A 14,213-nucleotide genomic window follows, 5' to 3' on the forward strand; every position below is an offset into this window, starting at 1 on the left:
GTCCAAAAACCGCGAGATTTTAACCTGACTGTCTGTGGGATCAATGCGCTCAGTGGACATCGGGCAATTAGTTTGTAACGATTTGATAATATCGGTATTTATATCATCAATAAAAAACGCATTTTTACGCACAGGCCGCCCAGATTTTCACTGGGCATCAGCTGAAGATGGCTGCGGTGCAGGCGGGCAATATCGTTGGTCAGCGCCAGGCCAATGCCGGACCCGGCGGCATCGCCCACGTTATCCAGCCGATGAAACGGCAGCATGGCCTGGGAAATCTGGTCTTCGGCAATACCCGGTCCACTGTCCTCCACGCTCAGCTCAACGGCATCGTTATCCATGCGCAGGTACACCGTCACGATGCCCTGCTCCGGCGTGTATTTGATCGCGTTCTCCAGCAGGTTAGCGCAGAGTTCGCCCAGCAAAACGTCATCCCCCTCAATCATTACCGGCTGCTGTACGCCGTCATAACCGAGATCGATACCCTTGCTGCGCGCCTGTGCCAGCCGCGAAAAGCAGCAGTTTTGCACCACCTGCACCAGATCGACAGGGGCAAACTGTCGCTCCCCCTGCTCTTTCCGCTTCACCGCCGAAAGCTGTAACAGCCTTTCCGTCAGCACGATGGTGTTATCCAGCGTAACGTTCATTGCCCGTAAGCTCTCCTGCCACAGCGCCGGATCGTTACGCGTCAGAGCAACGGATACCTGCGTTTTTAGCACCGCCAGCGGCGTTTTGAGCTGGTGTGAGGCATCGGCATTGAAGCGCTCCTGCCGCGAAAGTACGCCGCGCAACCGGTCGATGTAACGGTTAAACGCCACAATCAGCAGCCGCGTTTCCGACCAGGGCAGCAGCTCCGGCAGCGGGGCCAGCAGCCCGGGCTCACGGCGCACCATCAGCGAAGAGAGTTGCCGCATTGGGCGCAGCACGCGGCGCAGCAGCCAGGCGGTCAGGACCAGCGTCAGCAGCACCAGCAGCCCCTGCGACACGAGTGAGGAAAACAGCAGCTGTGTGGCCAGATAGCGCCGCGACTGCAACGTTTCTGCGACATAAATTTCCGCCATCCCGAACACATTATCTTCGTTAACCGGCTGGAGCAGCTTCGCCACGCGGATCGCCTGCCCGCGATACTCGGTATGATAAAACCACGCCAGCGCCGGATAGTGAGTGGTGCGCGACGTGGAGGGAGGCATATTTGGCAGATCGTCATAGCCGGAGATCGTCCGCCCGTCAGGGTCAACCACCTTGTAGTAGAGGCGATCGTTCATGTTCAGCTCAAAGCTGTCGAGCACGACCCAGGGCACGTTCACCAGCAGCTTGCCCTTGTGCACCACCAGCCGCTCAGACACGGTGCGCGCCGAGGATAACAGCGTGCGGTCATAGGCCTGCGTCGCCGCCTGTAGCGCGCTAACGTAGCTGTTAAAGGCTGACAGCCCCCATAACAGCAGCAGCGGCAAACCCAGAAAGAGCAAAAGTTGCAGGTAAAGCGACTGCGGCTTAACCCACTTCATCGCCGCACTCCAGCACGTAGCCCAGTCCCCGGAGGGTGGTGATCCGCACGCCGCTGCCGGTCAGCTTCTTACGCAGGCGGTGAATATAGAGATCGATACTCTCGGGGCTGACGTCGTCGTTCAGGCTGAACACCTGGTCGAAGAGCTGTTGCCGGGAGACGGGACGGGTCCGGCGGTGCATCAGCACCTTCAGTAAAGAGAGCTCGCGCGGCGTGAGGGAAAGAGGTTCATCGCGCAGCAGAAAAAAGCCTTCATCATCGTACTCCAGCTCTCCCAGCCGCTGGCGCTCCTGGGTTCGTCCTTCACTGCGGCGCAGCAGCGCACGCAGGCGGGCATCAAGCTCCTCCAGCTCGAACGGCTTCGGCAGATAGTCATCCGCCCCGGCATTCAGCCCTTTCACCCTGTCTGCCACGTTGCTGCGGGCGGTGAGAAATAGCACCGGCAGCGTCTGCCCGCGCTTTCTCAGACGATGCACCACTTCCAGCCCGTCGAAGCCGGGCATGCCGATATCAAGGATCGCGACGGCATAGTTTTCCCCCTGCAAAAGGTGATCGGCCGCCCGTCCATCGTTGACGCAATCCACGGCAAATCCGTTTTGTACCAGCGCTTTCTCCAGCCAGTGAGCCAGCTCACGATTATCTTCCGCCAGTAAGAGACGCATATCACATCCTGTAAAGTTGGTGTCGCAGTGAAAGGGAAATGAAAGGTTATTGTTTTAACAATCACGCAACGGAACCGCTACAAGGTGGTTCACATAATCAGAAAAAAGACACCCGTACCCGTACTCCCGGTTCTCCGGCGTGAGGATAAACGATGAAAAAACAATTACTTTCTACCCTTGCTGCAAGCGTATTGCTGTTGAGTGCCTCTGTCGTTCAGGCGCAGGACACCCCGTCCCGCACCGAGTGTATCGCCCCGGCCAAACCCGGCGGCGGCTTCGACCTGACCTGTAAGCTGATTCAGGCCAGCCTGCTGGAGACGAAGGCCATTGAGAAACCGATGCGCGTCACCTACATGCCCGGCGGCGTGGGCGCGGTAGCCTATAACGCCATCGTCGCCCAGCGCCCTGCTGAACCCGGCACCGTGGTGGCCTTCTCCGGCGGCTCGCTGCTGAACCTGTCGCAGGGGAAATTTGGTCGTTATGACGTGAATGACGTGCGCTGGCTCGCCACCGTGGGCACCGATTACGGCATGATCGCCGTTCGCGCGGACTCCCCGTGGAAATCCCTGAAAGATCTGCTGACCGCCATGGAAAAAGATCCGAACAGCGTGGTAATTGGCGCAGGCGCCTCTATCGGCAGCCAGGACTGGATGAAAGCCGCGCTGCTGGCGCAGCAGGCCAAAGTGGATCCGCACAAAATGCGCTACGTGGCCTTTGAAGGCGGCGGTGAGCCGGTGACGGCGCTGATGGGCAATCACGTGCAGGCAGTATCGGGCGATCTCAGCGAAATGGTGCCCTACCTGAGCGGGGATAAGATCCGCGTGCTGGCGGTCTTCTCGGAAAACCGTCTGCCGGGCCAGCTGGCAGACGTCCCAACCGCCAAAGAGCAGGGTTATAACCTGGTCTGGCCGATCATCCGTGGCTTCTTCGTCGGGCCAAAAGTGACCGACGCCGAGTACCAGTGGTGGGTGGATACCTTCGCAAAACTTCAGCAAACCGAGGAGTTCAAAAAACAGCGCGATCTGCGCGGGCTGTTTGAGTTCAACCTGAACGGCAAGCAGCTGGACGAGTACGTGAAAAAACAGGTGAATGACTATCGCGAACAGGCGAAAGCCTTTGGTCTGGCGAAATAACCGGAGGCGCTATGAGCGATCGCATTTTTGCCGGGATATGGCTGCTGCTCTGCATTGGCGGCCTGTTCGTCGCCTGGCAGATCCACAGCGAATACAGCTATGAACCCGTGGGGCCACGCCCCTTTCCCGTCGGCATTGTTGGCCTGATGCTGCTCTGTTCGGTGGCCCTGCTGCTGCGCCATCCGGACACCGTGGAGTGGCCGCCACGCCGCACGCTGCAACGTCTGCTGGTAATGGTGATTGTTCTGCTGATGTACGCGTGGGGCTTTGAGTGGCTCGGCTTCCCGATCGCCACCGCCCTGCTGACGATGGTGATTGGCATACTGTTTAACGCCTCGCTGCCTGCGGCGGGGATCTCCGGGGTCGTACTGGGCATTTTACTCTGGTACGCCTTCGACCGCCTGCTGGACGTGACCCTGCCGCTCGGCGCATGGTTTAACTAACGGAGCACGCTATGGATACCTGGATCTATCTCTCTCAGGGGTTCGCGGTAGCGATGACCCCGGAAAACCTGGTGATCGCCCTGATCGGCTGTTTCGTCGGGACGATCGTTGGCCTGCTGCCGGGCCTTGGGCCTATCAACGGCGTGGCGATTTTACTGCCGCTGGCCTTTGCGCTGCACCTGCCTGCGGAGTCGGCGCTGATCCTGCTGGCGACGGTCTATATCGGCTGCGAATACGGGGGGCGTATTTCCTCGATACTGCTTAACGTGCCCGGCGATGCCGCTGCCATTATGACCGCGCTGGATGGTTATCCGATGGCGCAGCAGGGACGCGGCGGCGTGGCGCTCTCTATTTCCGCCGTCAGCTCGTTCTTTGGCTCCCTGATCGCCATTGGCGGCATCATCCTCTTCGCCCCGGCGCTGGCCCAGTGGTCGCTGGCGTTTGGTCCGGCCGAGTATTTTGCCCTGATGGTGTTCGCCATCGCCTGTCTCGGCAGCATGATGGCGCAGAATCCGCTGAAGTCGTTTTTGTCTGCGTTGATTGGCCTCAGTCTGGCCACCGTCGGCGTGGATGCCAACACCGGGGTTTATCGTTTTACCTTCGACAGCGTTCATCTCTCCGACGGCGTGCAGTTTATCGTCGTGGTGATTGGTCTGTTCTCTGTCTCAGAAATCTTACTGATGCTGGAACATACCAGCAGCGGGCAGACGCTGGTGCGTAAAACCGGACGTATGCTCTTTAATGCCAAAGAGGGGGCGCAGTGTGTGGGTGCCACCCTGCGTTCGTCGGTGATCGGTTTCTTCGTCGGCATTCTGCCCGGCGCGGGGGCTACTATCGCCAGCGCCATCACCTACATGACCGAGAAAAAGCTGAGCGGTAACAGCGACAGCTTCGGCAAAGGCGATATCCGCGGCGTGGCGGCGCCGGAGGCGGCGAATAACGCCTCGGCCTGCGGCTCGTTTATCCCGATGCTGACCCTCGGCGTACCAGGCTCCGGCACCACCGCGGTGATGATGGGCGCGCTGACGCTCTATAACATCACTCCCGGTCCGGCGATGTTTACCGAGCAGCCCGATATCGTCTGGGGCTTGATTGCGGCGCTGCTGATCGCCAACGTGATGCTGCTGGTGATGAACATCCCGCTGATCGGGCTATTCACCCGTATGCTGACCATTCCCCTGTGGTTCCTGGTCCCGGCCATCGCCGCCGTCTCTGCGGTTGGGGTGTACGCAGTGCACAGCACCACCTTCGACCTGGTGTTAATGGTGCTGCTCGGCGTGCTGGGCTACATTCTGCGCAAGATGCACTTCCCGATGTCGCCGCTGATTTTAGGGTTTGTATTGGGGGAAATGCTGGAGCAGAACCTGCGCCGCGCCCTCTCCATCAGCAATGGCAACATGGCGATCCTGTGGGAGAGCAGCGTGACGAAGATCCTGCTGGCGATGGCGATCATGGTGATTGTCGTGCCGCCGGTGCTGCGCTGGATGCGTCGACGCCAGCAGAAACCGCAGCCGGATATCGGCTGATTAGCCCCTCAACAGGGCATTGACCCACTGCCTTAACGCCTGGCGGGAGATCTTTATCCCGCCATTTTTCAGTTCTGACGGCAGCGCCAGCCAGTGTACCGGCTGCTCAAAGCGCGCCAGCCTGCCCTGAACCCACTCCGGCAACAGCGTGATATCCGTGCCCGGCTCACATTCCACTACCGCCACCGGGCGTTGCCCGTATTCGGCGTCATCCAGCGGGACGATAAACACCTGGCTTACCTGCGGATGTGTGACGATAACGCGCTCCAGCGCTTCCGGCTGGATCCCTTCTCCGCCGCTGAAAAAGAGATTGTCCATTCGGCCCAGAATGGTCAGGCGTCCGTCATGCCACTCGCCGCGATCGCGGGTGGCGAACCAGCCCTGCTCGTTGACCAGCGGCAGTAAGGCACCGTCTCGCCAGTAGCCCGCCGCCATGCTTTCCGCCCGGATCCAGACTTCACCGTTCACCACCTGAAGGTCTCTGCCCGGCAGCGCGCTGCCCACGTCCGGCGCGCCGTCGGCCTCTTTGGCGCAGACGGTGGAGGCGAACTCGGTCAGACCGTAGCCGCAGAACGTGCGGATCCCCTGCTTGCGCGCCTGTTCGGTCAGCTCAACGGGGATTTCCGCCCCGCCGAGCAGCACGGCTTTCAGCGCAACGGGATGGTGTGAATTGAGCAGCCGCCACAGCTGCGTCGGCACCAGCGAGGCGTGGGTACAGCCCTGCAGGGCCTGCTCCAGCGGCTGTTTTTCACGCACGGTGAGACGGCCTCCGCCCTGCAACCAGCGCCACAAAATCCCCTGACCGGAGACGTGAAACAGCGGCAAGGACAGCAGCCAGTCGTCATCACCGCCATAAGGCATCAGCGACAACACGCCTTTTGCGCTGGCAAGGTGGGCGGCACAGGTGTGCACCGCCGCTTTCGGCAAGCCGGTGGAGCCGGAGGTGAGCGTCATTGAGGCCAGCCGTTCTGCCCGCCACGTCACCCCGCCCTGCTCCTCGCCCTCTCTTAATACCAGCCCAGGCAGACCGTCATACTCACCGTTAAGCACCAGCGCAAAGCGCAGGGTCATCTGCGGCAGGAGGACGTCCAGCAGCGGACGGGGAAGCTGAGGGTTCACCGGCAAAACGCGGGCGCCGCACTGAAGCAGCGCCAGCCAGGCCAGCAGGGTCTGCGGATGGTTGTGGGCGAGCAGCATGACGCCGTCCCCGTCCCTGACACCCTGAGACTGAAAACCGGCTGCCAGACGATCGATACGCTCGCCCAGCTGTGACCAGTTGAGCGTTATATCGTCTAAACGCAGCGCGGGTGTATCGGCACTCCTGGAGCGCCAGTGCCGCCACGGCCAGTCGGTAAAAGTCATTGCAGCGGCTCCAGCGTCCCGACATCGAGGCACGGCAAGGTGCTGTCCGGCCACTGGCGAATCAGCTGGGCCTGCATCAGGTTTAGCGTATCAAGACCGGGAACGGTGTCCGGCGTTAACCATGCAGCGATGCGCGCCAGTTGCGTCAGCCCGAGGCTGGATTCGATGGATGAACTGATCACCGCCGTCAGCCCTGCGGCATGGGCCGCCGCAACCTGCTCGCGCACCTTGTCGAGGCTGCCGGTCAGCGTTGGCTTAATGACCACGGCCCCGACGCCCGGCTCGGCGACAAACGTAAAACCGGCTTCGCGCAGGCTCTCATCCCAGGCAATGGCAATGCCGGTTTCCCGGGCGAAGGCGCGAGAGTCGTCGCGCGTTTTGCACGGCTCTTCGAGAAACGCGATGCGGTTGCGGTACGCCGGGTTGACGTACTTCGCAAACTGCTGCGCCCTGAGCGGCGTCCAGGCGCGGTTGGCGTCCAGGCGCAGGTGCAGATCGGGAATGGCTTCCAGTAACAGGTTAACCACCATTCCGTCGCGCACCGCTTCGTACAGGCCGACCTTAATTTTCGCCACCTTCTCGCCAGGCATCCCGGAGAGCAGCGCGAAAAGTTCATCCGGATCGCCGGAACAGAGCGGCGCGGCGCGATAATTCGCCGCATCCGGCAAACAGCCGTCCAGCTCTGCCAGCGCGCAGCTGATGCCGAACGCGACGGAAGGAACGTCCGGCAGCGACGGATCTGCCCCCTCACGCCATTCGTGTGTCCAGGCCATCAGCGCCGCCTGCGCCTCATCCAGCGTTTCCAGGCTAAAGCCCGGAAGCGGGGCGATTTCGCCCCACCCTTCCCGCTCGCCCTGCCGGAGATGCACGAAAAAGCCATCACGGGTTTTTAACCGCCTTTCACGCAGTACCACGCCCGCGTCCATCGGTATCTGCCAGCGGTAAACCTGCGCGCGACGCATCACGGGTTCCGTTTGTATTTGCTGAAGTCTGGCTGGCGTTTTTCGTTGAACGCGTTGCGCCCTTCCTGACCCTCTTCGGTCATATAGAACAGCATGGTGGCGTTACCCGCCAGCTCCTGAAGTCCCGCCTGACCGTCACAGTCGGCGTTGAGGGCCGCTTTCAGGCAGCGCAGCGCCATTGGGCTGTTTTGCAGCATTTCGCGACACCAGCGCACGGTCTCTTTTTCCAGATCGGCGATCGGCACCACGGTGTTAACCAGCCCCATGTCCAGCGCTTCCTGGGCGTTGTACTGACGGCACAGGAACCAGATTTCGCGGGCTTTTTTCTGGCCGACGATGCGCGCCATGTAGGATGCCCCCCAGCCGCCGTCGAAGGAGCCAACTTTCGGGCCAGTCTGGCCGAAAATGGCATTTTCCGCCGCGATAGTCAGGTCACACATCATGTGCAGCACGTGACCGCCGCCGATGGAATAACCTGCCACCATCGCAACCACCGGTTTTGGACAGGTGCGGATCTGGCGCTGGAAATCCAGCACGTTCAGGTGGTGCGTGCCGGCATCATCCTGGTATCCGCCGTAGTCGCCGCGGACTTTCTGATCGCCGCCCGAGCAAAAGGCTTTCTCCCCTTCCCCGGTGAGGACGATGACGCCGATGTTGTCGTCGTAGCGGGCATCCGCCAGCGCCTGGATCATCTCTTTTACGGTCAGCGGACGAAACGCGTTGCGTACCTGTGGACGATTGATGGTGATTTTGGCGATACCATCGGTGGATTTGTGGTAGCGGATGTCGGTGTAGCCTTCGGAGCAGTCCTGCCATTCAACCGGCGCGTAAAGCATGTTTTCATCAGGATAGATCATAGCGTGTCCTTTGTTCGATAACGTAGTATCTGAGCCAGACTCGCGGCAACCGCTTCCGGGTTGTCCCGGTGGGCGTTGTGTCCGGCATGAGGGATAGCATGACGCATGGCGTTAAGTTCAGCAGCGATGGCTGCAAACTTCCCGTCACGTTCGCCATAGAGATAGTCGAAAGAAAAATCACGCGCGGTGAGCGCGGGACGTAAATCAGGCTGAACGGCAAGCGAGGTGGCTTCCAGCATCTCAGCCAGCCTCGGGCCGTTGTTCCGGCTACGCAGCGCGATCAGCGTGTTGCGCTGTTCATCCGTAAGGGAGGTAAAGACCGGCTGTTGATACCAGTCGGCAAAGACGGCTTCAAGCGGCTCACTGCGAAAACGTGACGCCCAGCGGCGGTCCGAGGCCAGCCGCGCCTGGCGCGCCTCGACGTCTTGCAGTCCAGGGTGTCCACCTTCCACAATCATCCCGTCTAACCCCGCAGGATGCTGGCAGGCATGGAACATCGCAATGCGGCCACCGAGTGAGTACCCTACCAGCCAGTAATTTAGTATGTTGTAACTAATTAAGGTATACGTGAGCAATTCACTTACCTCTGCAAACCCCGTCACGCCCGTATCCGCTGAACCACCGTGCCCGGGCAGGTCAAGGTAGAGCCTGGGGTAGTCATGCAGCGACGCCCCAACGGTCTGCCACTCACGACAGTCACCGGAAAAACCGTGCAGGAAAACCAGCCAGGGGTAGCCTGGTTTTCCGGGCTGAGTGACGCCAGCGAGGATCACAGGTGACTCACCTGCGCCAGCAGATGTTGCAGCTTCTGCGCGCCGTCAGAATCGTTTACCACCAGCTCAATCAGCGTCGCGCCAGGCTGCCGCCAGGCGGTGTTCAGCGCCGTCTCCAGCGCGTCCCAGTTTTCCGGGCGATGGTACTTCAGGCTGAACATGGCGGCGGCGTGTTCGAACTGCACGTTTTGCGGCATCAGATAGAAGCGCTCACGTTCGCTTTGCGGCGTCGGCAGCAGGGAGAAAATCTGTCCGCCGTTATTGTTAACAACAATCAGCACGAACGGAGCCGACGCCTGACGCAGGAGCGCCAGCGCGTTGAGATCGTAGAGGGCTGAGAGATCCCCCACAATCGCCAGCGTGGATTTTGCGCTGGCCCGCTGTACGCCAGCGGCGGTGGAGATCAGCCCGTCAATGCCGCTCGCGCCCCGGTTGCTGTATACCGGATAACCCGCGGGCAGCTGCGAAAAGGCGTCAATCAGGCGCACCACCAGGCTGTTACCGACAAAAAGTTGCCCCTGCTCGGGAAGATATTTGCGGATACGGTGCGCCAGCCCGGCTTCACTGAACTCCTCGCACTGCGCTTTGGTGAGTTCCCACGCCTGACGCGACAGCGCCGGGATCTCCACCGCCCAGGGTTTGCGTTTTTCCGCCGGATGCAATTCCAGCCAGCTGTCAATATCGCTCACCAGGCGGCGACCGCGATGGTGCGCCGGGTCAAGGCGTCCTTCGAGCGGGTCCACCAGCCAGTACTCTTCTGGCGTACAGGTGGCCTGCCACTGGAGCAGTCGCTTGCCCGTCAGGCTCGAGCCCAGCTGGACGACAATTTGCGCCTGCGCCAGCTCGGTGACCGCTTTCGCGTTCCCCAGCCAGAGGTCAGCGCAGGGCAGCGGCTGGCCCGTCTGGGAAAGCACGTCACCAATCAGCGGCCAGCCAAGCGTTTGTGCCCACTCCGCCGCCAGCTTGCCTTCCGCCGCACTCATCCGCCCGGCAATCACCACCCCGCGCTTCTGGCGCCAGAAGAACCAGTCGCGCTGCTTAGCGCTTTCCAGATGCGTCTGCTCACGCAGCCAGGGCTTTTCGCTCTCCCACCATTCTCCCAGCTGCTGTTGCCAGGCTAGGCCGGTCTCGTTCATTTCGCCGTACAGCGGTTCGGCAAACGGGCAGTTAATGTGCAGCCCGCCGCTGCGCAGTGCGTTCATGGCGTGGTCGAGAGTTGAGACCAGCCAGCTGGCGGGAATATCCTGGGTGGGGCGCGGCAACGAGACCGTCTGTGAAGGATGCGAGGCAAAAATGCCAGGCTGACGAATCGCCTGGTTCGCGCCGCAGTCAATAAGTTCCGGAGGACGATCGGCGGTGAGTAAAATCAGCTTTTCGCCGGTTAACCCCGCTTCAATCAGCGCCGGATAGAGGTTTGCCACCGCCGTGCCGGAAGTCACTATCACCGCCACGGGCGCGTTGCTGACTTTCGCCAGCCCGAGCGCCAGGTGGCCGAGACCACGCTCGTCAAAATGGGTGTGATGAATAAAAGCCCTGTTTTCCGCCGCAGCAAGGGTGAGCGGCGTGGAGCGAGAGCCCGGAGCAATACACACATGCCTGACACCATGGCGAGTCAGGGCTTCAAGGATCACCGTCGCCCAGCGTCGGTTAAAAGAACTTACTGACATGAGATTGTCCAGTATCAAGAATGCGACACAGTATAAATAATAGAAAAAGTCAGAATTTTGATATGAATCGGGATTGCACGAATCAGTATTAATCCCTCAGGAGGAGGGAACGCAGCCCGGCGGCCTTATTTTCGATCTCCTGCCACTCCTGCTCTGGATCGGAGCCGCTGACGATGCCCGCCCCCGCATAAAGACGCAGCGCGGCGTCATGAACGCGGGCGGAGCGTAATGCCACGCAGAACTCGCTTTGATCGCGCGATAAATAGCCCGCCGATCCGGCGTACCACTCCCGGTCAAACGGCTCCACTTTCGCAATAAATTCTCGCGCTGCCTGACGCGGCAGCCCGGCCACCGCCGCCGTCGGTTGCAGAATATGCAGACACTGCTCGTCATCAGACTGTTTGAGTTCGGTCCAGATACAGCGGCGTAAATGCTGCACCTTGCGCAGACGCAGCACCTGCGCTGGGAGGATCTCCAGCGTCCGGGTATGGTGCTGAAGACGCTGGCAGATATCTTCCACCACCAGCATATTTTCCCGCTGATTTTTGTCGTCGTTCATCAGCCAGTCGCCCAGACGCTGGGCCTGCTTATCGTCAGAATGGCTGGCGACGGTGCCTGCCAGCGCTTCAGTGCGCAGCAGCATGCCGCGTCGCCGCCAAAGTCGCTCGGGCGTCGAGCCGAGGAACGCGTTGCTGGCGTCAAAGACCATACAAAAATGATAGCAGTTGAGGTTTAGCGCGCGGCTGGCGGCCATTAGCGCGATGGCGTTCACGGGCTGCCGGCACTGCACGTCTGTAGCACGTGCGAGCACCACTTTCTCAAAATCGCCGCGAGCAAGGGTATCCGTCGCCTGACGAATCAACGCCAGCCATTCCGGTTTTTCCGGATGATGGGTTTCCTGCACAATCTGCACGGACAACGGGCGGATCGGCGCGGCGTCGCGCAGGTTATCAATAAACTTCAGTGCGTCACCGGCATCGTCACACAGCGACGTTTCGCTCCACAGTTGCAGGCGCAGCGTGGCGACCCCGCCAGACCGTCGCCAGAGAAGGCGCGGTAAAAACAGCTTTCCCTGTGCCGGGTTGAAGGCGTTCAGGCCGCAGATACGGGTATCATTGGCTACGTCATGGGTGTGCAAAAACCGGGAGGCCGAGGCCAGAGAGTCAAAATGGGCGAGGCTTCCGAGCGCGGCAAGTTCTTCATCACCGCTCCGCTGTTGCCAGTAAAACTGGGGATAGCATCGCTGCACACCCAGCCAGGCCAGCGGATCGAAGGCGTCGTTTAACGGGAAAGAGACATCGAAATGGCGTAAACCGGGTGTAGCGGGTAACGCTTGCGCAAGCTGAGTGCGCAGGCGTTCCAGCGCGATGGAAATCGAATGCACGCGAACCTCTCCCTGTTAAAACCTTACATTATACGGGGTACTGATGATAAATAGCAGTACCCACGTGTAGGGAGGGGTTTACCGGCTTAACGACGGGCTAACAGCAGGCCCAGCACCAGCCCTACGGCCGCACCGACCCCAATGCCCTGCCACGGCTTTTCGTGCACATAATCGTCGGCACGATAAACCGCCTGTTTGGCGCGGTAGTAGTAATTGTCGGATGCGTTGCTGACGCGGTTTTTCACGTCATGCAGCGCCTGCTCGGCGCGGGCTTTGAGCTCAATGTACTTCTGATCGGCAGGATCGCCTGAAGAGCGCAGTACTTCTTCCAGCGTTTCGCTTAACAGCGTTAAATCGTCGTCTGCTCGGGTATCCCAGGATTGAAATGACATATTTTTCTCCATGTTAGTACACCAGTCCGATAACTATAGACAACGTCTCGCTATTGCGCCTGTTTCGCTTCGCGCGCCATACCAATATGTGGGATGCCATCTTCATCGTAAATGTCCGTGACTGGGGTAAAACCAAAATGGCCATAGAATGATTGCAAATGCGCCTGCGCACCCAGGTATAACGCCTTGTCTGGCCACCGTTTCAGGCATGCGTCCAGCGTTTTTTCCATCAGCTGATAGCCCAGCTTTTCACCGCGCGCGCTTCCGCTGATAATGACGCGGCCAATGACGACAGGGTCAAAATCCTCTTCGCTTTTCAGAATCCTCGCATACGCCACCAGCTCGTTATCGCGCCAGCCGAGGATGTGCCGGTTCTCGCCGACCAGGTCATCGCCGTCGATATCCTGATACGGGCAGGTTTGTTCAACCACAAAAACTTCGCAGCGCAGTTTGAGCAGGGCGTAGAGTGACTGAATAGTCAGTTCGCTGTGGTGTAGATCTTGCCACTGGATCATGTGTTTCTCCTTCCTGGGGTTCATCACGTTATACTAAACCCCTTCCCATTCGGCAAAGGGCTGATTGCGTTATGGAACTGATTTTTCTGGGTACGTCCGCGGGCGTACCAACCCGCTCACGCAACGTGACGGCGATTCTGCTGGATCTTAAGCATCCTACCCGCGGCGGGCTGTGGCTGTTTGACTGCGGCGAAGGTACGCAGCATCAGTTGCTGCATACCTCATACCACCCGGGGAAAGTGGATAAAATATTTATCACCCATCTGCACGGCGACCATCTGTTTGGCCTGCCGGGCCTGCTGTGTAGCCGTTCGATGGCCGGTAACGCTAACCCGCTGACCATTTATGGCCCTGCGGGTATTCAGGCATTCGTTGAGACCACGCTGCGCCTGAGCGGCTCGTGGACCGATTATCCGCTGGAGGTGGTTGAGATCGGCGAAGGTCTGGTGTTCGACGACGGAGAATACCAGGTGCGCGCTTACCCGCTTAACCATCCGGTGGAATGCTACGGCTATCGCGTTGAGGAGCATGACAAGCCCGGCGCGCTGAACGCCGCCGCGTTGCAGGCCGATGGGGTGAAACCTGGCCCGCTGTTCCAGCGTCTGAAGCACGGCGAGACCGTCACGCTGGAAGACGGGCGCGTCATCAACGGTCAGGATTACCTTGCGCCGCCGCAGCCGGGCAAAAAACTGGCTATTTTTGGGGATACCGCCCCCTGCCCTTCGGCGCTCCGGCTTGCCGGGGGTGTGGATGTGATGGTGCATGAGGCAACGCTGGAAGCGGCGATGGAAGAAAAAGCCAATAGCCGGGGGCACAGCTCAACGCGTCAGGCCGCGCAGCTGGCGCGCGAGGCTGGCGTCCGGAAACTGATTGTCACTCACGTCAGCTCACGCTATGACGTCCGCGGCTGTGAAAGCCTGCTGGCAGAGTGTCGGGAGGTGTTCCCGGCATGCGAGCTGGCGGAAGATTTTGCTCAGGTCAGCGTTTAGTCCTTCATTTTTCCCTCAGGGTGCCGATAACGATTAAAAGG

Annotated in this window: 14 protein-coding genes; 4 read left to right on the forward strand and 10 right to left on the reverse strand. The window is 60.1% G+C overall.

Annotation, left to right across the window (positions count from 1 at the left end):
- Positions 1-98: 98 nt before the first annotated feature.
- Both ACQG2Q_RS16075 and tctD read right to left on the reverse strand, forming a co-directional pair.
- Positions 99-1,508 (reverse strand): sensor histidine kinase, encoded by a 1,410-nt coding sequence (locus ACQG2Q_RS16075; protein WP_063849971.1) that lies wholly within the window; start codon positions 1,506-1,508, stop codon positions 99-101.
- Positions 1,495-2,169: a transcriptional regulator TctD gene (tctD, locus tag ACQG2Q_RS16080; protein ID WP_017693014.1), complete on the reverse strand. Its 675-nt coding sequence runs from the start codon at positions 2,167-2,169 to the stop codon at positions 1,495-1,497. The genes ACQG2Q_RS16075 and tctD overlap by 14 nt, the downstream gene beginning before the upstream one ends.
- A 152-nt stretch (positions 2,170-2,321) precedes the next feature.
- Here tctD and ACQG2Q_RS16085 point away from each other — a divergent pair, with 152 nt between their 5' ends.
- The 3 genes from ACQG2Q_RS16085 to ACQG2Q_RS16095 are packed head-to-tail and all read left to right on the forward strand — an operon-like array spanning position 2,322 to position 5,271.
- Positions 2,322-3,302 (forward strand): Bug family tripartite tricarboxylate transporter substrate binding protein, encoded by a 981-nt coding sequence (locus tag ACQG2Q_RS16085; RefSeq protein WP_426759241.1) that lies wholly within the window; start codon positions 2,322-2,324, stop codon positions 3,300-3,302.
- A gap of 11 nt (positions 3,303-3,313) precedes the next feature.
- Positions 3,314-3,745, forward strand: coding sequence for a tripartite tricarboxylate transporter TctB family protein (locus ACQG2Q_RS16090; protein ID WP_022648813.1), 432 nt, complete (start codon positions 3,314-3,316; stop codon positions 3,743-3,745).
- Between the two features lie 11 nt (positions 3,746-3,756).
- Complete coding sequence (locus ACQG2Q_RS16095) at positions 3,757-5,271, forward strand: tripartite tricarboxylate transporter permease (protein ID WP_023300617.1); 1,515 nt, start codon at positions 3,757-3,759, stop codon at positions 5,269-5,271.
- Here ACQG2Q_RS16095 and menE read toward each other — a convergent pair whose 3' ends face one another.
- The 8 genes from menE to ACQG2Q_RS16135 form a co-directional block, all read right to left on the reverse strand.
- A complete protein-coding gene (gene menE / locus ACQG2Q_RS16100; RefSeq protein ID WP_063849969.1) occupies positions 5,272-6,633 on the reverse strand; it encodes an o-succinylbenzoate--CoA ligase in 1,362 nt (453 codons plus the stop codon). It abuts the gene before it with no gap.
- On the reverse strand, positions 6,630-7,595 hold the full coding sequence (menC, locus tag ACQG2Q_RS16105) for an o-succinylbenzoate synthase (RefSeq protein WP_045308702.1): 966 nt from the start codon (positions 7,593-7,595) through the stop codon (positions 6,630-6,632). The genes menE and menC overlap by 4 nt, the downstream gene beginning before the upstream one ends.
- Positions 7,595-8,452: a 1,4-dihydroxy-2-naphthoyl-CoA synthase gene (menB, locus tag ACQG2Q_RS16110; RefSeq protein ID WP_014832749.1), complete on the reverse strand. Its 858-nt coding sequence runs from the start codon at positions 8,450-8,452 to the stop codon at positions 7,595-7,597. The genes menC and menB overlap by 1 nt, the downstream gene beginning before the upstream one ends.
- Positions 8,449-9,225 carry a 2-succinyl-6-hydroxy-2,4-cyclohexadiene-1-carboxylate synthase gene (gene menH / locus ACQG2Q_RS16115; protein ID WP_063849967.1) on the reverse strand — a complete coding sequence of 259 codons (777 nt, stop codon included), beginning with the start codon at positions 9,223-9,225 and terminating at the stop codon, positions 8,449-8,451. The genes menB and menH overlap by 4 nt, the downstream gene beginning before the upstream one ends.
- On the reverse strand, positions 9,222-10,892 hold the full coding sequence (gene menD / locus ACQG2Q_RS16120; RefSeq protein WP_022648819.1) for a 2-succinyl-5-enolpyruvyl-6-hydroxy-3-cyclohexene-1-carboxylic-acid synthase: 1,671 nt from the start codon (positions 10,890-10,892) through the stop codon (positions 9,222-9,224). The genes menH and menD overlap by 4 nt, the downstream gene beginning before the upstream one ends.
- Before the next feature lie 88 nt (positions 10,893-10,980).
- Complete coding sequence (gene menF / locus ACQG2Q_RS16125) at positions 10,981-12,276, reverse strand: isochorismate synthase MenF (protein WP_023300621.1); 1,296 nt, start codon at positions 12,274-12,276, stop codon at positions 10,981-10,983.
- A gap of 86 nt (positions 12,277-12,362) precedes the next feature.
- Positions 12,363-12,668 carry a stress response protein ElaB gene (elaB, locus tag ACQG2Q_RS16130; RefSeq protein ID WP_022648821.1) on the reverse strand — a complete coding sequence of 102 codons (306 nt, stop codon included), beginning with the start codon at positions 12,666-12,668 and terminating at the stop codon, positions 12,363-12,365.
- A 50-nt stretch (positions 12,669-12,718) separates the two neighbouring features.
- The gene (locus ACQG2Q_RS16135) at positions 12,719-13,183 is read right to left on the reverse strand and encodes a GNAT family N-acetyltransferase (RefSeq protein WP_023300622.1); all 465 of its coding nucleotides are present in this window, start codon (positions 13,181-13,183) and stop codon (positions 12,719-12,721) included.
- A 71-nt stretch (positions 13,184-13,254) separates the two neighbouring features.
- Here ACQG2Q_RS16135 and rbn point away from each other — a divergent pair, with 71 nt between their 5' ends.
- Entirely contained in the window at positions 13,255-14,172 is a 918-nt protein-coding gene (gene rbn, locus ACQG2Q_RS16140) for a ribonuclease BN (RefSeq protein WP_063849965.1), read from the forward strand.
- Positions 14,173-14,213: the final 41 nt, after the last annotated feature.

Source organism: Enterobacter cloacae complex sp. 370H10 (assembly GCF_050031535.1).
GTDB lineage: Bacteria > Pseudomonadota > Gammaproteobacteria > Enterobacterales > Enterobacteriaceae > Enterobacter > Enterobacter intestinihominis.